Annotated in this window: 22 protein-coding genes and 1 pseudogene; 10 read left to right on the forward strand and 13 right to left on the reverse strand. The window is 62.4% G+C overall.

Annotation, left to right across the window (positions count from 1 at the left end):
* Positions 1–326 precede the first annotated feature (326 nt).
* Positions 327–545: a hypothetical protein gene (locus BFQ00_RS27160; RefSeq protein WP_057721920.1), complete on the reverse strand. Its 219-nt coding sequence runs from the start codon at positions 543–545 to the stop codon at positions 327–329.
* Positions 545–844, reverse strand: a complete 300-nt coding sequence (locus BFQ00_RS27165; protein ID WP_065888328.1) for a hypothetical protein — start codon at positions 842–844, stop codon at positions 545–547. Before BFQ00_RS27165 ends, BFQ00_RS27160 begins: the two co-directional genes overlap by 1 nt.
* Positions 845–1055: 211 nt before the next feature.
* Here BFQ00_RS27165 and BFQ00_RS27170 point away from each other — a divergent pair, with 211 nt between their 5' ends.
* From BFQ00_RS27170 to BFQ00_RS27185, 4 genes are all read left to right on the forward strand, one after another.
* Positions 1056–1277 carry a PLD nuclease N-terminal domain-containing protein gene (locus tag BFQ00_RS27170; protein ID WP_065935282.1) on the forward strand — a complete coding sequence of 74 codons (222 nt, stop codon included), beginning with the start codon at positions 1056–1058 and terminating at the stop codon, positions 1275–1277.
* A 13-nt stretch (positions 1278–1290) separates the two neighbouring features.
* Complete coding sequence (locus BFQ00_RS27175; RefSeq protein ID WP_065935283.1) at positions 1291–1806, forward strand: hypothetical protein; 516 nt, start codon at positions 1291–1293, stop codon at positions 1804–1806.
* Between the two features lie 9 nt (positions 1807–1815).
* Positions 1816–2259: a DUF421 domain-containing protein gene (locus BFQ00_RS27180; RefSeq protein WP_065888331.1), complete on the forward strand. Its 444-nt coding sequence runs from the start codon at positions 1816–1818 to the stop codon at positions 2257–2259.
* 109 nt (positions 2260–2368) lie between these two features.
* Positions 2369–3226, forward strand: a complete 858-nt coding sequence (locus BFQ00_RS27185; RefSeq protein ID WP_065888332.1) for an SDR family oxidoreductase — start codon at positions 2369–2371, stop codon at positions 3224–3226.
* Positions 3227–3567: 341 nt separating this feature from the next.
* Here the strand turns inward: BFQ00_RS27185 and BFQ00_RS27190 are convergent, their stop codons facing one another.
* From BFQ00_RS27190 to BFQ00_RS27205, 4 genes are all read right to left on the reverse strand, one after another.
* Entirely contained in the window at positions 3568–3807 is a 240-nt protein-coding gene (locus tag BFQ00_RS27190) for a hypothetical protein (RefSeq protein WP_065935284.1), read from the reverse strand.
* Positions 3804–4061: a DUF6555 family protein gene (locus BFQ00_RS27195; protein WP_065888334.1), complete on the reverse strand. Its 258-nt coding sequence runs from the start codon at positions 4059–4061 to the stop codon at positions 3804–3806. Before BFQ00_RS27195 ends, BFQ00_RS27190 begins: the two co-directional genes overlap by 4 nt.
* Before the next feature lie 90 nt (positions 4062–4151).
* A complete protein-coding gene (locus BFQ00_RS27200; protein ID WP_065935285.1) occupies positions 4152–4433 on the reverse strand; it encodes a hypothetical protein in 282 nt (93 codons plus the stop codon).
* A 97-nt stretch (positions 4434–4530) separates the two neighbouring features.
* Positions 4531–5295 carry an OBAP family protein gene (locus BFQ00_RS27205; RefSeq protein WP_065935286.1) on the reverse strand — a complete coding sequence of 255 codons (765 nt, stop codon included), beginning with the start codon at positions 5293–5295 and terminating at the stop codon, positions 4531–4533.
* A gap of 170 nt (positions 5296–5465) precedes the next feature.
* On the opposite strand from BFQ00_RS27205, the pseudogene BFQ00_RS27210 reads away from it, so the two are divergent.
* Positions 5466–5645, forward strand: a pseudogene (locus tag BFQ00_RS27210) (hypothetical protein); the annotation flags it as partial.
* 73 nt (positions 5646–5718) lie between these two features.
* A complete protein-coding gene (locus tag BFQ00_RS27215; protein ID WP_065935288.1) occupies positions 5719–6219 on the forward strand; it encodes a CinA family protein in 501 nt (166 codons plus the stop codon).
* A gap of 3 nt (positions 6220–6222) precedes the next feature.
* Here BFQ00_RS27215 and BFQ00_RS27220 read toward each other — a convergent pair whose 3' ends face one another.
* Both BFQ00_RS27220 and BFQ00_RS27225 read right to left on the reverse strand, forming a co-directional pair.
* Positions 6223–6519, reverse strand: coding sequence for a hypothetical protein (locus BFQ00_RS27220; RefSeq protein WP_065935289.1), 297 nt, complete (start codon positions 6517–6519; stop codon positions 6223–6225).
* Positions 6520–6550: 31 nt separating this feature from the next.
* Positions 6551–6805 (reverse strand): hypothetical protein, encoded by a 255-nt coding sequence (locus BFQ00_RS27225; RefSeq protein WP_065935290.1) that lies wholly within the window; start codon positions 6803–6805, stop codon positions 6551–6553.
* A gap of 185 nt (positions 6806–6990) precedes the next feature.
* Between BFQ00_RS27225 and BFQ00_RS29745 the strand changes: the two genes are divergently transcribed.
* Positions 6991–7140 carry a hypothetical protein gene (locus BFQ00_RS29745; protein ID WP_163001565.1) on the forward strand — a complete coding sequence of 50 codons (150 nt, stop codon included), beginning with the start codon at positions 6991–6993 and terminating at the stop codon, positions 7138–7140.
* Between the two features lie 118 nt (positions 7141–7258).
* Here the strand turns inward: BFQ00_RS29745 and BFQ00_RS27230 are convergent, their stop codons facing one another.
* The 4 genes from BFQ00_RS27230 to BFQ00_RS27245 all read right to left on the reverse strand — a co-directional run bounded on the left by BFQ00_RS27230 (position 7259) and on the right by BFQ00_RS27245 (position 12371).
* Positions 7259–8599, reverse strand: coding sequence for a c-type cytochrome (locus BFQ00_RS27230; RefSeq protein ID WP_065935291.1), 1341 nt, complete (start codon positions 8597–8599; stop codon positions 7259–7261).
* Between the two features lie 16 nt (positions 8600–8615).
* Positions 8616–10847, reverse strand: coding sequence for a xanthine dehydrogenase family protein molybdopterin-binding subunit (locus tag BFQ00_RS27235; protein WP_065935292.1), 2232 nt, complete (start codon positions 10845–10847; stop codon positions 8616–8618).
* Entirely contained in the window at positions 10847–11305 is a 459-nt protein-coding gene (locus BFQ00_RS27240) for a (2Fe-2S)-binding protein (protein WP_065935293.1), read from the reverse strand. Before BFQ00_RS27240 ends, BFQ00_RS27235 begins: the two co-directional genes overlap by 1 nt.
* 160 nt (positions 11306–11465) lie before the next feature.
* Positions 11466–12371 carry a LysR family transcriptional regulator gene (locus BFQ00_RS27245; RefSeq protein ID WP_065935294.1) on the reverse strand — a complete coding sequence of 302 codons (906 nt, stop codon included), beginning with the start codon at positions 12369–12371 and terminating at the stop codon, positions 11466–11468.
* Between the two features lie 106 nt (positions 12372–12477).
* On the opposite strand from BFQ00_RS27245, the gene BFQ00_RS27250 reads away from it, so the two are divergent.
* A complete protein-coding gene (locus BFQ00_RS27250; RefSeq protein WP_065935324.1) occupies positions 12478–13839 on the forward strand; it encodes an MFS transporter in 1362 nt (453 codons plus the stop codon).
* Positions 13836–15110, forward strand: coding sequence for a glucarate dehydratase family protein (locus tag BFQ00_RS27255; RefSeq protein ID WP_065935295.1), 1275 nt, complete (start codon positions 13836–13838; stop codon positions 15108–15110). Before BFQ00_RS27250 ends, BFQ00_RS27255 begins: the two co-directional genes overlap by 4 nt.
* A gap of 59 nt (positions 15111–15169) precedes the next feature.
* Here BFQ00_RS27255 and BFQ00_RS27260 read toward each other — a convergent pair whose 3' ends face one another.
* The gene (locus BFQ00_RS27260) at positions 15170–16108 is read right to left on the reverse strand and encodes a LysR family transcriptional regulator (protein WP_065935296.1); all 939 of its coding nucleotides are present in this window, start codon (positions 16106–16108) and stop codon (positions 15170–15172) included.
* Between the two features lie 109 nt (positions 16109–16217).
* On the opposite strand from BFQ00_RS27260, the gene BFQ00_RS27265 reads away from it, so the two are divergent.
* Positions 16218–17717 carry a CoA-acylating methylmalonate-semialdehyde dehydrogenase gene (locus tag BFQ00_RS27265; protein ID WP_065935297.1) on the forward strand — a complete coding sequence of 500 codons (1500 nt, stop codon included), beginning with the start codon at positions 16218–16220 and terminating at the stop codon, positions 17715–17717.
* Positions 17718–18264: the final 547 nt, after the last annotated feature.

Raw genomic sequence — 18264 nt, forward strand, 5'->3', positions numbered from 1 at the left:
AGTGCGGCTAACCCGGCGTCCTGCCGGGTTGCCCACGGATTCAAGCCTGCGTTCGGCCAGCGTGGTTTAACGGGGCGCCTAAGATCAAAAGCAAGAGCGACTCGCTGCGCATCGTGGTTAGCGTTGGGCGCTGCAGCGTTGTGTCGGTACCCGTGGCATGCCCTCTGTAGGAGCGAGCTTGCTCGCGAAAAACGTCAACGATAACGCGTGCTTTCTGAATGAACGCGGTGCCTGCGGATTTTTCGCGAGCAAGCTCGCTCCTACAAAAAGCCTTAACTGACCGGCATCAGGGCAAGCCCCCTCCCTTGACCTTGTTTTGCTCAAACTCAATCGGCACATGCCAGGGCAGACCGGCGGTTGCCGAGCTTGCGCAAGTGCTCAACCGGCGTGTTTGCCATCGCTTCTTCATGCAGTGCGGTCTCAAGTGCTTCCAGGTGCCGCGAAAGGATCTTTACCGAGCCGCTCGGGTTGGCAGGGTCGAACGGGATCTTGCCGTTGGCGACCAGCACCATCGCCAGCTCCCAGGCCTGCTTTGAGGTGTTCATCACGCCACCTCCCGTTCACGGATGACAACCTTCGCACCCTCATTGGCCACGCTGGATGCGGGCGTCGGGAAATGCTTATTGAGCACCCCCAGATGCTCGATCGCTTCACGAAACAGCGCTTCGGCCCTGGCGCGCAGGCGCAGGTAGTGATCGAACTTTTCGCTGTCGAAATCGGCGCATTCCAACAGGTCGAATGCGCTGCGGCTGAGGGCGTTGGCCTCATCGAACAGCTTCTGGTTCTGCTCCATCGCCAGTTGGCGGCAGGCCATCCGTTTTGCGTAGGTGTCGGTGTGGTGCATGGCGTAAATCCTTCTTCAACAGGTTCCGATAAGGCTGTGACCGGCCCGAAAAGCGACGGTATCAATTTGCTTGCCTCTGAAATATTGATCAATTCAACGATTCAGTTCCGTCGCAACTATCGTTTTTTTAGATTCAGCGCTGGCCGACCGAAAAATTCTGAACCCTGTGCGCGTCCGGTAAACCTAATGTTTCATAACCGGGAGGTGCGCCATGGAAACCACGTATTTCTGGATTGGCCTGATGATCATTCTGCTGTTGCTCGACCTGTGGGTCCTCAACAGCGTGTGGCGCAGCGAACATTCTTCGGGGAGCAAGGCAGGCTGGACCGCCGTGGTGGTCCTGCTGCCGTTCGTTGGCGCGGTGATATGGGCCGTGTCCGGCCCGCGCGGCGTGACCAAGGGGCCGTCTTCGCCGGAGCACAGCAAGGGCTGAAAGAGGGCGGGACATGATCGAGTCAGGGCCTGACGACCTGCACAGCCGCGACTATCCGGTACGCGAGGACATGGCCTTGCAGCGCAAGGTCTGGCGCTTCGAGCGGCTGGGCTGGTACGGGTTGGTCGTACTGATCGGGCTGACGCTGGCGGGGCTGTTTTCCAAGGGGCCGCTGAGCACCAGCCAGGTGCGCAGCGTCGACGGCCACGTACGTGTCGAATACCAGCGCTTCCTGCGCAATGGCTCCTCTGACGCACTGGTGATCCACCTGCAAGGCCCTGCGCGCACGGCTTTGGAAGTCTCGATCAACGGCGAGCTGCTGCAGGGCTTCAACGTGGAAATGCTCCAGCCCCAGCCTCTGAAGGCCAGCACGGCGGGCGAGGGCGTGAAGCTGTGGACGCTGAGCGACGATCAAGGGCGGGCGACGCTGTATCTGACCTTGCGCAGTGACGGCGTCGGCAGCTTCGACACCCAGGTCTCGCTGAGCAACGGCGCTACCGTGGACTTATCACAGTTCATTTATCCCTAGGGGGCAATCATGGACTCCGTCCTGCGCGCAGCGGCGATTTACCTGGTGTTGCTGGTCCTGTTCAAAATCGCTGGCAGGCGTTCCCTGGCGGAACTGACTACCTTCGACCTGGTGTTGTTGATGGTGATCGGTGAGGCCACCCAGCAGGCGCTGTTGGGCGATGATTTTTCCCTGACCAATGCGGTGCTGGTGATCGTCACGCTGATCGCCATCGACATCGGCTTTTCATTGGTCAAGCAGCGTTCGCTGTGGTTCTCACGCTTGCTCGATGGCGGGCCGACCGTCGTGGTCGAACAGGGCCGGGTGCTCCACGAACGCCTCAAGCGCGCACGCCTGGATGAGGACGATATCCTCGAGGCGGCGCGCTCGGCCCAGGGCATTCTCGAGATCAGGCAGATCCGCTTCGCGATTCTTGAGCGCAACGGCAAGATCTCGGTGATTCCATACGAATAACCCACTGGGTGCAGCGACCGGAACGGTCATCCGATTTTCTGAAAATCGCTCTGAACTATCGTGCCCCTGGACCCCTCGCAACACTATCCACACACAGGAGGGAAACCCGATGACCCATTACCCAAAACCACCCTTCAAGCCACAGCAGCAGCCCGTCCCCGGCGATCAGCGCAAGATGGAGCCGATGCCCGATTGCGGCGAGCAAAGCTACAAAGGCTCGGGCCGGATGGCCAACAAGATTGCCCTGGTCACCGGCGCCGACAGCGGTATCGGGCGTGCGGTGGCGATTGCCTTTGCCCGCGAAGGTGCCGACGTTGCGGTGTCGTACCTGGATGAGCATGAAGATGCAAAAGAGACCGCGCGCTGGGTCGAAGCGGCGGGGCGTCAGTGCCTGTTGTTGCCCGGCGACCTGGGCGAAGCGGCGCAGTGCAGCGCCATTGTCAATGAGACGGTCAAGCAGTTCGGGCGTATCGACGTGCTGGTCAACAACGCCGCGTTCCAGATGACCTACAAATCCCTGGAAGACATTCCCGACGAAGACTGGGTGAAAACCTTCAACGTCAACATCACCGCGATGTTCCGGATCTGCAAGGCGGCGCTGCCGCACATGGCCGAGGGCAGTTCGATCATCAACACCACCTCGGTCAATTCCGACATGCCCAATCCGTCGCTGCTGCCTTATGCGGCGACCAAGGGCGCGATTGCCAACTTCACCGCAGGCCTGGCGCAGATGTTGGGCGAACGCGGGATTCGCGTGAACAGCGTGGCACCGGGGCCGATCTGGACGCCGTTGATCGTGTCGACGATGACTGACGACATGGTCAAGGAATTTGGTGGCAACACGCCACTGGGGCGGCCAGGCCAGCCGGTGGAGGTTGCACCGATCTATGTGCTGCTGGCGTCCGATGAGGGCAGTTATATCTCCGGCGAGCGCTATGGCGTGACCGGGGGCAAGCCGATTCTCTAAGGAAGTTGGAAACAGAGCAGGCCTCAATGTGGGAGGGGGCTTGCTCCCGATAGCGGTGTATCAGTCAAATTTTTATAACTGACAGATCGCCATCGGGAGCAAGCCCCCTCCCACAGTGGATATTCAGTGCTTTCGGATTATTGGTTTACTTCATTCTCTTGCGGTGAATGCGCGACTCAGGCGGGGGCTGCTGACGATGTCGGGAACTGTGCAAATCCAAAATGTGGGAGGGGGCTTGCCCCCGATAGCGGTGTGTCAGTCAACTCTTCGTAACTGACAGATCGCCATCGGGAGCAAGCCCCCTCCCACCATTGGGTACTCAGTGCTTTCGGACTTTTGGTTTACTTCTTCCTCACGCGGTGAATGCGCATCCACTCTCGATAAGCGGCGGTACGCTGTGCGTCCGCCATCTTCTTTGCCTCGGTGAAGCGTGCCCAGGTGGCCGCATCGCCGCTGTAGGATTCGATGATGTTATACGCCAGGGCATCGAGTCGATCCGCTTCGAAAAACATCTGCGTGTTTTGCGCCACCTCGTCGTCCACCGCCTGCCGCTTGGTAAAGCCCAGCACCTGACTGTTCATGATGTAACGCCCTCCGCCCACTGAATGGCTGCCGCACTGCACCAGCGAACGTCCGTAATGCCGTACTTTTCCGCCATCGGCTTGGAGACGCGCTTGAGGTTGTTCTGCCCGAACCTGGGGATGACCGCCACGCCGGCATCGCAGCTGGCCCAGTGCCATGCTTCAGCGTTATTCATGCGCGCCGCGCGCACGATAAAGGACCTGGGCTTGCCGTGAAGCTGATAATTGATGGTGAATAACTCGTTGTTTTTCATGAGGCCTCCCTATGCTCATGATCTACAGATATTTGGCGTCAAGAATAATTCAAAGAAGTTCTCAGACAATGCGATGACCTGCGCGCAGCCTCAGTCATCCACCGTGAAGGTGACCCAGCCTGGTCCGTCGGCCGGACGCTGCAATTCCACGATTACACCGCTGACAGATGTGCCGTCCGGCAAATTGACCGTGACGAAGTTGGGATGACCGGGCCATTGCAGTGGAGCGGGAAAGTCGACGCGAACAATGGTCGGCTTGCCGCTGCCGGTCATTTTTATATCGACGTTCTCATTCAATACTTCATCATCTTCGGTGCCCAGATGGCGCGAAGCAGTGATGAGGCTGACGGTGCCTTGATGGTCATAGGACATGTACGGACTCCTCGTGCGAAGGGCACACATGCGCCCCGGTTCCAGTGAGGCAATCGGGGGCAGATGATCGTTCAATCCAAATGACCGGCTGCGACCGTCAGTGCTGGTGGTCGGTCTGGGTGGGGTCGACGATCTGGATAATGTTGCCCTGGCGCCAGGCGTCCGCACCGGGTGCAATCGGCGGGGCGGGAATGTCGGCGCGGTCGGTCTTTTTCTCGGCACTGTCGACCCCCAGCCGTTGATCGCGCTCGGCGACCATCTTCGCATCGGCCTGGCCGTCGGCGGTGAACCCCATCATCAGTTGCGGCACACCCAGCGGCAGGCGCTTGTGCAGGTCGGTATGCCAGGTGTGCCAGGTCTTGCCATAGGTGTGCACCAGTTTTTCCATCAGCGCGTGCTCGGCCACCTGCGGAATACCGGGGGCGACCAATTGGCCCGATTTCACCTCATGCACATGGCTGTGCCACAACGCCTTTTCGGCAGCGGGCAGCGTGTTGAATAGCTGCTCGCTGATGATGTATTCCACACCCATCAACTTGGCATCCTTGCGGTTGCCGTCGTAAATCACGCACTGGATCACCTCCTCGTTGAGGATGGCGCAGTAGTGATGGGCTTCCATCTGCACGTCCGGGTGGCCGTTGTAGAAGTGAAAGCCGTCCAGGTAGGCATTCAGCGCATCGATGGGCGGGCGCGATTGCAACAGCGCGGCGCCGGCGTCGAGGCTGCGCGTGGTGGGGGACTTGGCCGCGCCGGGCGCGACGACGTTCGAGGCTGAGTCGTTGCCGGCGCAGGCGGTCAGCGCGGCAATCGAAATCGCCAGGCACAGCGAATGCAGGGTGGGTTGCAAGCGGGTTGTGGTCATTGGGGACTCCCTCCATGAGCGGTTGTAGTGCATATCTAGAAAGCCTGCCGAAGTGGGTGTTCAACCGGATTGATGCGCTTGCGTATTCGAAGAAGATTTGTGGAACAACCGCTCGACGTGCCGGGTCACTTTTAATAAGTGTTCAACCACGCGAATGGAGACCGTCCCGGATGCCAAACGATGCCCGGCCTGACCACACCGCCTTGACCGAAGCCCACCCCATTCCCCACTTGCTTGAGCAGTTGCTGCTCGCCCGTGGTCCTGGTGGCCAGGAGGATGGGGTGCGCGCCATTTGCCTGGAGCGCCTGCGTCCGCTCTGTGACGAAACCTGGGTGGACCCTGCCGGGAATGATGGCGCGATCGAGGCCTGTGCGCTGACCTTGGCCGACTACCTGGCCACGCTTTGAACGCAGGAGAATCACCATGGACATCGCCGCGTCTACTATCGACTACCTGAAGCAACACCAGATGACCCTCACCAGCGCCGAGTCGTGCACGGCGGGCAAGATCATCACGCTGGTGTCTGAAGTGCCGGGCGGCGGGGCGTGCATCGAAAGTGGTTACGTCGTTTACTCACCGCAGGCCAAACAGCGCTTGCTGGGCGTACGCGCCTATACGATTGACACTTTTAACCTCACCAGTTGCGAGGTCGCCCGGGAGATGGCCGAAGGCGCGTTACGTGACAGTACGGCGCAGGTCGCCGTCGCCACCACCGGCCTGCTTGGCCCGGATGACATGGACGGGATTCCGGCCGGGACTATCTGTTTTGCCTGGGCCTATCGAATCGGCAAGACGCTCAGCGTGTTCAGCCGCAAGGAGCGTTTCACGGGGGGGCGCGAAGACGTGCAGCTTCAAGCCGCGCTGCATGCCTTGAGGTGGCTGACGCATTTTCATCAGCGTGCGTTGGCCGGTGAGCGGGGTTAGCGCTCAGTGAGCCCCGGCCGCTTCAGGTTTGAGGTCCACTTTTAACAGCAACTCGTCGGTGCCGAACGCCTGCGCATCCACCAGCACGCCATGATAAGTGTGATTGTCGGTCTTGATCGAAACGTTATGGGCTTCGGTCAATGCTTTCGGCCACGGCCATAGCAGGCGTAGCGATAGGCTGTCGCCTGCCTGGGTAATCTGCGCTGTGCAGTCATGGGAGAGCGGGTTGACGCCAAACAGCGTGTCTTGAAGGAAATCGATGGTGCAGTGTTGCGAGGGGGTGGCAGCGGAATCCGGCATGGGAAGCCTCGTTCTGTGTGTGTAAGTGCAGTTACCCGACGGATGAAAGGCGCGACGTTTTTCGCGAAACCACCATGTCTTCGAGGATTTCCCGTACCAGCCGGTTGATACCTGACTCGCCGTGGTAGCGGGCGCGGTTGATATTGGCGATGGTGAACTGATTGGCGTCGGGCGCGAGTACCGTAATGGACAGGCTGCTGTCTGGATTGATTGCGCAGGTGACACGGCAATTGCGCAGCCGCTGTGAAAGCGCGCGCTGGATTTGCACTTTGGTCAACGTGTCCATGGAATCACCGGATAACAGGCCTTGGCGGATGAAGGTTAGCTCAAATATTCCGTGGGTAAATACTGGCAACTTAATAGCAAACCATTCGTCAGTCTCACTACCCCTGCCTGGAACGTTCGTGCCCCGATACTGGCCACATACACCAAGGGTTGACGACTATTTCCTTCACTCAGCAGGTGGTTTTCATGAAGAAGTTTTATATGGGCTTGAGCCTTTGCAGCGTGTTCCTGCTGCACGGGTGTTTCGATAATTCCGATAACACCACCAAGGACAACAGCAGCGGCAGCAAGTCTTCGGTGCAGATGCAGGAAGGCAAGGCCGACGAGAGCAAGTAACTACCTGGAGAAAAATGTGGGAGGGGCTTGCCCCCGATGGCGGGGTGTCAGTCAATGAAGAGGTGACTGACCGACCGCTATCGGGGGCAAGCCCCCTCCCACATTGGATCGCTGTGTATCAACGCATGTGCAAGATGATCGGGCTGGCGCTGGCCGGGTCGGTATGCCCGCGCAACTTGCCCACCGCCTGTGCGTCAACCGCGCTGCCGTGGTTGCCCCAGGTGCTGCGTACATAAGTCAGCACCTGAGCTATCTCCTGGTCGGACAACTGCTCGCGGAACGCCGGCATGCGGTAGGCATCCGGCAACCCGGCGGCCACTAACCGTTGCGAGCCGTTGAGGGTGATGTTGATCGCCGAGGCGCTTTCCCTGGCCAACGCCGAGGTGGCGCCCGCCAGCGGTGGCATCCATTGCGGCTGGCCCTTGCCGTCCAGGCCATGGCAGGAGGCGCAGCGGGTCGCGTAGGTGTGGGCGCCGGGAATGTCCTGGCGCGTATCGGCCACCTGATACTGCCAGGGCGCGCCATCACGCTGCGGGTCGCCGGGCAGGGACTTGAGGTAGCGAGCGATGGCGGCCAGGTCGTCATCGGCCATGAACTGCGTGGAGTTGTTGAACGCTTCGGTCATCGAACCGTAGACCACCGCATGCTGGTTGCGCCCGGTTTTGAGGAACTGCACGATCTGCGCCTCGCTCCAGCGGCCCAACCCGGTGTTGGGGTCCTGGCGCAGGCTGGGCGCGTACCAGCCGTCGAGCAGGGCGCCTGCGAGGAAGGGCGCGCCGGATTGGTCCAGGGCCTTCTCGTTGAACGCCAGGCCGCGCGGCGTGTGGCAACTGCCGCAGTGGCCGGGGCCCTGGACGATATACGCGCCACGGTTCCACAGCGCGTCCTGGCCGGGGTTGGCCGCATAGGGCGCTGTGGGGGCAAAGACGCCATTCCACAGGGCGATGGGCCAGCGCATATTCAGTGGCCAGGGAATATCACTGGGGATATTCGCCTGGTTGGCCGGTTGCACGCCTTTCATGAAGAACGCGTACAGCGCTTTCACGTCGTCGTCGCTGAGCTTCACGTAGGACGGGTAGGGCATCGCCGGGTACAGGCGGCGCCCGCCCGGTGCCACGCCGTGGCGCACGGCACGGTCGAAGTCGGCGAGGCTGTAGCGGCCGATGCCATGGTCGCGGTCGGGGGTGATGTTGGTGGCATGGATGGCCCCCAGCGGCGTGGCCATCTCCAGGCCACCGGCAAACGGCGCCTTGCCCGCCAGGCTGTGGCAGGCCACGCAGTCGCTCACGCGTGCGACATACTCGCCGCGACTGACCAGTGCCGGGTCCAGGCCGGTGGCGTGTTCCTGTTCGAACGGCGAGGCGGGCTCGCGGGTGACGTACCAGGCCAAGAGGCCCGCGACGATCAGGCAGGGCAGCGCCAGCCAGCCTGCGGTTCTTGCGAATCGGCGGTTGTTCATGGGCGTTCCCTGTGGGTTAACTGAAGGTGTAGCGGCTCAACGGCAAGCTGCGGATGCGCTGGCCGGTCAACCGGGCTACCGCATTGGCGACCGCCGGTGCCACGGCCGGTAACGGCGGTTCGCCGATGCCCCCCATTTTTTCGCCGCTCTCGACGATCTTCACGTGTACCCGCGCCATCCGCGACGGCGGCAGGATCGGATAAAGGTCGTAGTTGCGCGCCCGTGGCATGCCGTCCACGTACACCGCTTCCTCCAGCAGGGTTTGCGACAGGCCCAGGGCCACGGCGCCGTTGACCTGGGCTTCAATGATCGCCGGGTTGACGATGCTGCCGGGGTCGATGGCCTGCCAGATGTCATGCACCTTGACCTGGCCGTGCTCGATCGACACCTCGGCGACCACCGCCGCATGGGAGCCAAAGGGCGAGGCCATGGCCACGCCACGGGCACGGCGGCTGCCGTCTTCGGCAGTGAACGGCCCGCGCTTCCAGCCGCCGGACAGTTCGTCCACCGCTTGCAGCAGGGTGGTCAGCCGCGCGTTGTCGCGCAGCAGGTGCAGGCGCAGTTCGTACGGGTCATGGCCGCCTTTGTCCGCCAGTTCATCAAGAAACGCTTCGTAGAAGAAGTCGTTCAGCGAATTGCCCACCGAACGCCAGTAGCCAAGCATCGCCGGGCCCTTGACATAGATCTGCGCGATGCGCTTGTTGGGGATCGCATAACTCTTTCCCGACAGGCCTTCAAGGGCCGTGGGGTCGATTTTGTCGCCCTGTTTGCCGGCAATCGCTTCGGTGGGGCCTTCGGTGGCGCTGACCGCTTCGATGGCCAGCGGCAGGCCTTTGTCATCCAGCGCAGCGCGGAACTTGACCACCGCGACCGGGCGCAGCACATCGCGCACGAACTCTTCCTCGCGGCTCCAGATCAGCTTGATCGGGCGGCCTACGGCCTTGGTCAGTGCAATGGCCTGCGGATATGGATTGGCCGACTCATACAGGAAATGCCGACCGAAAAAACCGCCCAGCAGCGGGGAATGCAGGGTGATTTGTTCGATGGTCAGGCCGGTGCGCTTGGCGATGTCGGCGCGGAACATATCCGGCGCCTGGTTCGGCAGCCACACCTCCAGCGTGCCGTCGGGGTTGTAGCGCGCCAGCGCCGAGGGCGGCTCAAGCTGGGCATGATTGAGGTATTGGTTGTGATAGGTGGCGTCGACGCGGGTCTTGGCGCTGGCCAGCGTGGCGGCTACGTCCCCCGTGTTTTCTTCGTCACGGGCCGGGCCTTCTTGAGTGGCGAGAAAGTCACGGTACTTGTCGCTGGAAAAGTCCGCCGGCATTGCGCGCACGCTGGAGTCGGCGGCGGCGTCGAGCCAGTCCACCTGGATCGCTTCAACGGCGCGCTTGGCGTGCCACCAGCGTTCGGCCACCACTGCCACGGCGCCGGGCAAGGTGTGCACCGAATGCACGCCCTTCATGGCCTCGACCTGGGCCTGGTTGCGCAGGCTGCCCACGCTCATGCCCAGTCGCGGCGCGTGCTGCACGGCGGCGTGGAGCATGCCGTCGACTTTCAGGTCGATGCTGTATTGCGCCTTGCCGGTGGATTTGTCATAGGCATCCAGGCGTTTGACCGGCTTGCCGATCCAGCGGAACTGGCTTGGATCGCGCAGGGTGATGCCGGCAGGGTCGGGCACCGGCATGTCCAGGGCGCGCCCGGCCAACTCGCCGTACCCCAGCGAGCGGCCCGACGCGGCGTGCAGCACGCGGCCGGGCTGGGTGGTCAGTTGCGCGACCGGCACATTCAGCTGCTCGGCAGCGGCCTGCAGCAACATGGCACGGGCGAGGGCGCCGAGGCGGCGCATGGTCGGGTAGCTCATGCGCACCGACATGCTGCCGCCGGTAATACGCATGCCGTTTTCCATCACCACATAGGCCTCGCCGGGCGGCGCGGCTTCAACGGTGAACGTCGCCGGGTCGGCATCCAACTCCTCGCCGATAATCTGCGCCATGGCGGTGTGCGTGCCTTGGCCGCCTTCCATGAAGGGGCTGAGCAGGCGCACGCTGCCGTCCGGGCGGATCTCCAGGAACGCCGGCACCTGGGTGCCGCGTTCGGCGCCGGCGCCGGTGGCGGCCTGCACCCGGGATGTGCCCAGCGGCAGGCCAAAGCCGATCACCAGTGCACCGACGGCGGTACTCGCCAGGAAGCGCCGACGCGACAGGTTGACCGGCGCGTCGAGGGTTACGTCAGGCAGGATAGTGCTCATCAGACGGTCTCCTTCCCGGCGGCCAGGTCATCCATGGCGGCATGGATGGCGTTGTAGGTGCCGCAGCGGCACAGGTTGACCATCGCCGCGTCGATCTGCGCCTTCGAGGGCGCCGGGGTGTGCTTGAGCAGCGCGGTGGCCGCCATCACCTGCCCGGACTGGCAATAACCACATTGCGCCACCTGGCGCTCGACCCAGGCCGCGACCACGCGTTTGCCCACGTCATCGGCCTCGATGGCCTCGATGGTGGTGATCTCGCGACCGACCAGCGCCGCCACAGGCGTGACGCACGAGCGCACCACGTTGCCGTCCACCAGCACCGAACATGCGCCGCACTGGGCCAGGCCGCAGCCATACTTGGTGCCGGTCAGGCCCAGGTCGTCGCGGATCACCCACAGCAATGGCGTGTCGGCGTCGGCATCGACCTCATAGGCCTGTTGGTTAATACGTAATTGCATGGCGGCTTACCTGCTGATCATCGGTGGGTGGTGCACAAGTTCTTATAGGAGTGGTGCGACCGTAAGTCGCCCATCGTCGAACTCTAGACCACCGCGCAAGGGCTATCTATGCAATAGCTTGCAAGTTCAGAGGATCAGGCAAGTATTCAACAGGATTGGGTCAATGCTCGGGCAGGTTTTCGTCCACTGCCTGGCGGATACCCTCGAGCAGCATGGTGAACGCCGGGTTGTCGTTGTGCTCGCGCCAGATCAGGTGCAGTTCGCTCTGTGCGCCTTCGCCCAGGTCGATATCGCGGAACACCACGTTCTTGAACACCACACTGCTGGCGCAACGCGGCACCAGGGCCAGGCCCATGCCGGCGTTGACCAGCGCGAGGATGGTCAGCGACGAGCCCAGCCATTGCACGTACTGCGGCGCGACGCGGGCCGAGCGCAGCAGGCCGGTGAGCAACTCATTGAACGGCGGATAGGCGGAATGGGCGTACATCAGGAACGGTTGCGCATCCAGGTCGTGCACGCTGACCTCCTTTGCCTGGGCCAGTCGATGACTGCTCGGCACCGCCAGCACAAATGGCTCGCGCACCAGGCATTCGGTGGCGTAGCCGGGCTCCAGCAGTGGCGCGCGGACAATGCCCAGGTCGATGCGCCGGGCGCGCAAGGCTTCGTACTGCTGGTAGGTGTTCATTTCGGACAGGTCGATCTTGACGTGGGGCTGCTTGAGCCGCGCCTCGGCGATCACCTTGGGCAAGAACTCGTAAACCGCACTGCCGACGAAGCTGATGTTGACCGTACCGATATCGCCCTCGGCAAAGCGCCGCGCAGTGACCGCCGCTTGCTGGGCGCGCTCCAGCAGGTACTGCGCCTCGATGAAAAACGCCCGGCCGGCGGCGGTCAGCGCGACGCTGCGGGTGGTGCGCACAAACAGGTCCACGCCCAGATGATGCTCGAGCAACTGAATCTGCCGGCTCAGCGGCGGCTGGGTCATGTTCAGGCGTTCGGCGGCGCGGCGAAAGTTCAGCTCGGTGGCCACGGTGGTGAAGCAGCGCAGTTGCGTCAGTTCGAACATTGATCTAATTCCGGTATCAATCCAATGCCAGGTTAGATTAGACGGGAACAATACCTCGCGTCCATCATCGAGCTGTCCCCAAAAAAATAATGAAAGGGAGTTGCCCGTGGATACCCTCCAGAATGCGCCAGACCCGAGCGTGCTTGCGAGCGCCGCCGCCAAGGTCAAGCGCCATGTGCTGCCGTTGTTCGTGGTGATGTTCATCGTCAACTACATCGACCGCGTCAATATCGGCTTCGTGCGCAGCCATCTGGAAACCGACCTGGGCATTGGTGCGGCGGCCTATGGCCTGGGCGCAGGGCTGTTCTTCATCGGTTATGCGATCTTCGAAGTACCGTCCAACCTGCTGTTGCAACGCTACGGTGCGCGGGCCTGGTTGACGCGCATCATGTTCACCTGGGGCGCGGCCGCGATGGGCATGGCGTTCGTGCAGGGGGAAACCAGCTTCTACGTGTTGCGCTTTATCCTGGGCGCCGCCGAAGCCGGATTCTTTCCCGGCATCATCTATTACTTCACCCAGTGGCTGCCGGCCAGCGAGCGCGGCAAGGCCATGGCGATTTTCCTCAGTGGTTCGGCGATTGCCTCGGTGATTTCCGGGCCGGTGTCGGGCGCGTTGCTCACTGTCAGCGGGTTGAGCCTGCATGGCTGGCAATGGATGTTTTTGATCGAAGGCTTCGCCTCCATCGTGCTCTGCGGCTTCGTGTGGTTCTGGCTGCAGTCCCATCCGCACCAGGCCAAGTGGCTCAGCGCTGCGCAAAAACACGCGCTGGTCAGTGCCATTGCACTCGAGCAACAGGCGCGCGAGGCAAGCCGGGGCGTGCGGCCGTCGATGTTCAAACTGCTCGCCGATACGCAGATCGCACTGTTCTGCTTTATCTACTTTTCCATCGCCCTGACCATTTACGGCGCCACGTTCTGGCTGCCGAGCATGATCAAGAAAATGGGCGACCTGGGTGACTTCCAGGTGGGCCTGTTCAATTCGATTCCCTGGTTGATTTCCATCGTCGCCATGTACGGCTTCGCCTCGCTGGCCAGCAAGTGGAAGCACCAGCAGGCGTGGGTGTCACTGATGCTGGTGATCGCCGCGTTCGGCATGTTCATGTCCACCATCGGCGGGCCGGTGTTTGCGTTCGTCGCCATCTGTTTTGCCGCCATCGGCTTCAAGGCCGCTTCGGCGCTGTTCTGGCCGATCCCCCAGGGGTACCTGGACGCGCGGGTCGCGGCGGCGGTGATTGCCTTGATCAATTCGGTCGGCAACCTGGGCGGTTTCGTGGCGCCCACCACGTTCGGTTTGCTGGAGCAGTCCACGGGGTCCATCGAGGGCGGCCTCTACGGGCTGGCGGCCACTTCACTGGTGGCGGCGGTGCTGGTGTTTTTCGCCCGCACCGCACCGCGCAGCGGTACGCCGCCCACTTCATCCACGGCACATCACACAGTGCGTCCAGGTCCACAGGGAGCCGTCTCTTGAAAATTGTCCGCGTCACCGTCACCCCGATTGCCTTTCGCGACCCGCCGCTGCTCAACGCCAGTGGCATCCATGAGCCTTTCGCGCTGCGCTCGATCATCGAGATTGAAAGCGACACCGGTTACATCGGCCTCGGCGAAAGCTATGGCGATGCACCGGCGCTGGCGATCCAGCAACAGGTTCAGCCACAGCTGATCGGGCTGGACCCGTTCAACCTCAATGGCCTGCGCACTATCGTCCAGGCCACCGTGGCGGCGTATAGACCGCAGAGCATTGCCGGGGCGGAACTGGCGCCGGGCTCCCATGCCGGCAAAGCCGTGAGCAACGCCTATTCGGCGTTCGAAGTGGCGTTTCTCGACCTGCAGGCGCACGCGCTGAATGTGCCGCTGGTGGACCTGCTCGGCGGTGCGATTCGCGACCGGATTCCGTTCAGCGCCTACCTGTTTTTCAAATACGCCGAACATATCGATTCGCCCTACAAACCCGACAGTTGGGGCGAGGCCCTGACTGAAGCGCAGATCGTCGCCCAGGCCCGGCGCATGCTTGAAACCTACGGCTTCAAAAGCATCAAGCTCAAGGCAGGTGCGCTGGAGCCGGAGCACGAAGTGCGCTGTATCAAGGCGCTGAAAAAAGCGTTTCCGGGCGTGCCGCTGCGCATCGACCCGAACGGCAACTGGTCGTTGCACACCTCGATCCGCATGGCCGAACTGCTGGGCGACGACTTGCAATATTACGAAGACCCGACCGCCGGCCTGGACGGCATGGCCGAGCTGCACGCACGTACCGGTTTGCCCCTGGCGACCAATATGGTGGTGACCGACTTTGATGAGTTTCGCCGCAGCGTTGCGTTGAACAGCGTGCAGATCGTACTCGCCGACCACCATTACTGGGGCGGCCTGCGTGACACCCAAGTGCTGGCGAAAATGTGCCACACCTTTGGCCTGGGCGTGTCGATGCACTCCAACTCACACCTGGGCATCAGCCTGATGGCCATGGCCCATGTAGCGGCCGCGGTGCCCAACCTCGACTATGCCTGTGACACGCACTACCCGTGGCAGGAGCCGGACGAGGAGGTGATCAAGGGCGGCAAGCTGCCTATCGTCGACGGCTGCGTGAGCATCACCCGTGCGCCGGGGCTGGGCCTGGAACTTGACCACGATCAGTTGGGCAAGCTGCATGACCAATACCTCAGTTGCGGGATCCGGCAGCGTGATGACGTAAAACAGATGCAGCGCTATCAACCGGACTGGAAAACGCTCAAGCCGCGTTTCTGAAGCAGGTCGCTTGCTTTGCCCGGTGACGCATCCGCGTGTGTCGCCGGGCTTTTTTTGCCTCAGCCCGCGAATCGAAACCCGCCGGCCAACTGCGCCTTTAAAAAGCCCACCAACGCACTCACTGACTTCGGCACATGGGGCGAGTACGGCCGGATCAGGTAGATTTCATCGGCAAACGCGCCCTTGAGCGTCCAACCCTTCAAGACCTGCACCAGCTTGCCCTCGGCCAGCGCCGCATGGGCGCTGAAGTCCGGCAGCAGGGCGATGCCCAGGTGGTTGAGCGCCGCGTCGCGCAGGGCTTCGCTGTTGTTGGTGGCGAAGCTGCCGGCGATGGGGATGGTCAGGCGTTCGATGTGTGTGCCGCTGCGTTCGAAGGTCCAGGCCGGCTGGTCGGCGCCGCGTGGGTAGAACAGACAGTTGTGCGTCGACAGCTCGCTCGGCGTGCCGGGTTCGCCATGGCGCTGCAGGTAGTCGCGGGTGGCGACCAGCACCGAGGCGGTGTCGCAGAGTTTCCAGGCCACATGGGTCTCGGGGATCTGGAAACCATGGCGCACGGCCAGGTCGTAGCCTTCGGCGGCCAGGGAACTCAAGGCGTCGGACACGTCCAGCTGGATGCGCACCTGCGGGTATTGCTGCAAGAATTGCGGCAGGTGCGGCACCAGTTGTTGCCGGGCGAACGCCACGGGCGCGGTCAGCCGCACCAGCCCACGGACTTCCCCGGCCTGGTCGCGCACCGAAGAAAAGCTGCGGGCGATGTGTTCATAGGCGCTGCGCACCTCGCGGGTCAACGACAGCCCCGCGTCGGTCAGCCGTACGCTGCGCGTGGTGCGCGTGACCAGGCGGGTGCCGGTGGCCTTTTCCAGGTCGGAAATACGCTGGCTCACCGCCGACTTGCTCACGCCTAGGCGTGCGGCGGCGGCGGTGTAGGTGCCTTGTTCTTCCAGCACCGACAGCCAGTGGATATGGGTCCACAGCCCTTCGATCTCGGCTTTTTCCATGGGGGGTATTGTTCGCCAGGTTGCACAATAAGTTCAGGATTCTGCTCTGGTTCGGAACAAAGCGAAAGCCTAAGGTGGGTGCCAACGCCAACTACCTGGAGCGCCCGCCATGTCCACTACCCTTGAGCATTACATCAACGACCAGCGCGTGAGCCGCGATGATCGCTATCAGGACGTCTACAACCCGGCCACCGGCGAAGTCACCGCGCGCGTGGCCCTGGCCAGCCGCCAGACCGTGGCCGAAGCCGTCGCCGCCGCCCAGGCCGCCTTCGCCGGCTGGGCCGACACCCCGCCGATCCGCCGCGCCCGTGTGTTATTCGAATACCTGCACCTGCTGCGTGAACGCAAGGACGACCTGGCGCGCATCATCGTCGCCGAACACGGCAAGGTCTTTACCGATGCCCAGGGCGAAGTCGACCGTGGCATTGACATCCTCGAATTCGCCTGCGGCATTCCCAACCTGCTCAAGGGCGAACATTCCGACCAGGTCTCCCGTGGCATGGACAACTGGACCCTGCGCCAGCCCCTGGGCGTGGTGGCCGGCGTGACCCCGTTCAACTTCCCGGTGATGGTACCGATGTGGATGTACCCGATTGCCATTGCGGCGGGCAACACCTTCATCCTCAAGCCAAGCCCCACCGACCCGAGCGCTTCGTTGTTCATGGCCGAGCTGCTGCGTGAAGCGGGCTTGCCCAAGGGCGTGTTCAACGTGGTGCAGGGCGACAAGGAAGCGGTGGACGCGCTGATCGAACACCCAGACGTCAAGGCCGTGAGTTTTGTCGGGTCCACGCCGATTGCCCAGTACATCTACGAGAGCGGCGCCCGCAACGGCAAGCGCGTACAAGGCCTGGGCGGGGCGAAAAACCATATGGTGGTGATGCCCGACGCGGATATCGAGCGCACGGTCGATGCGCTGATGGGCGCCGCCTACGGCAGTGCCGGCGAGCGCTGCATGGCGATCTCCGTGGCGGTGCTGGTGGGGGATGTGGGTGACAAAGTGATTGCGGCCTTGACCGAACGCGCCAAGATCCTGCGCATCACCGACGGCCGCGACTTGAAAGCCGAGATGGGCCCGATCGTTTCGCGGGCCGCCCTGGAACGCATCAGCGGCTATATCGAGCAGGGCGTACAAGCCGGCGCGCACTTGCTGCTCGATGGCCGTGACTACGTGCCCACCGAACCCTGCCTGGAAAACGGCTTCTGGCTCGGCGCGACCTTGTTCGACCACGTGACCCGGGACATGAGCATCTACCGCGAAGAAATCTTCGGCCCGGTACTGGCCTGTGTGCGCGTCAACGACTTCGCGGAGGCCGTGAAGCTGGTCAACGACCACGAGTTCGGCAACGGCGTCAGCTGCTTCACCCGCGACGGCCACATCGCCCGCGAATTTGCGCGGCGTATTGAGGTGGGCATGGTCGGCATCAACGTCCCGATCCCGGTGCCGATGGCCTGGCATGGGTTTGGTGGCTGGAAGAAGAGCCTGTTTGGCGACATGCATGCGTATGGCACCGAAGGCGTGCGTTTCTACACCAAACAGAAGTCGATCATGCAGCGCTGGTCGGAGAGCATCGAGCAGGGCGCGGAGTTTGCGATGCCGGTGTCGAAGTAAGGTCTTACAGGCACTGTATGCCCGAATGTGGGAGGGGGCTTGCTCCCGATAGCGGAGTGTCAGTCACTGTAGATGTTGACTGACCCACCGCCATCGGGGGCAAGCCCCCTCCCACAGTTTTGACCGCGTTCAGGCATTGGGTTTTGTGCAGGTCAGGCAGTCGATGGAGCCTGGTCCTGGCAACTGCCAGCCAGTGCCACCAAGCCCAATGTTGAAATGCAGACCAATGTGGGAGGGGACTTGCCCCCGATAGCGGAGTGTCGGTCACTGTAGATGTTGACTGACCCACCGCCATCGGGGGCAAGCCCCCTCCCACAGTTTTGAGCGCGTTCAGGCAGTGGGTTTTGTACAGGTCAGGCATTCGATGGAGCCTGGTCTTGGCAACTGCCAGCCATTGCCACCAACCCCAATGTTGAAATGCAGACCAATGTGGGAGGGGGCTTGCCCCCGATGGCGGAGTGTCGGTCACTGTAGATGTTGACTGACCCACCGCCATCGGGGGCAAGCCCCCTCCCACAGTTTTGAGCGCGTTCAGGCAGTGGGTTTT

The organism is Pseudomonas sp. 28 E 9 (assembly GCF_900004785.1).
Taxonomy (GTDB): domain Bacteria; phylum Pseudomonadota; class Gammaproteobacteria; order Pseudomonadales; family Pseudomonadaceae; genus Aquipseudomonas; species Aquipseudomonas orientalis_A.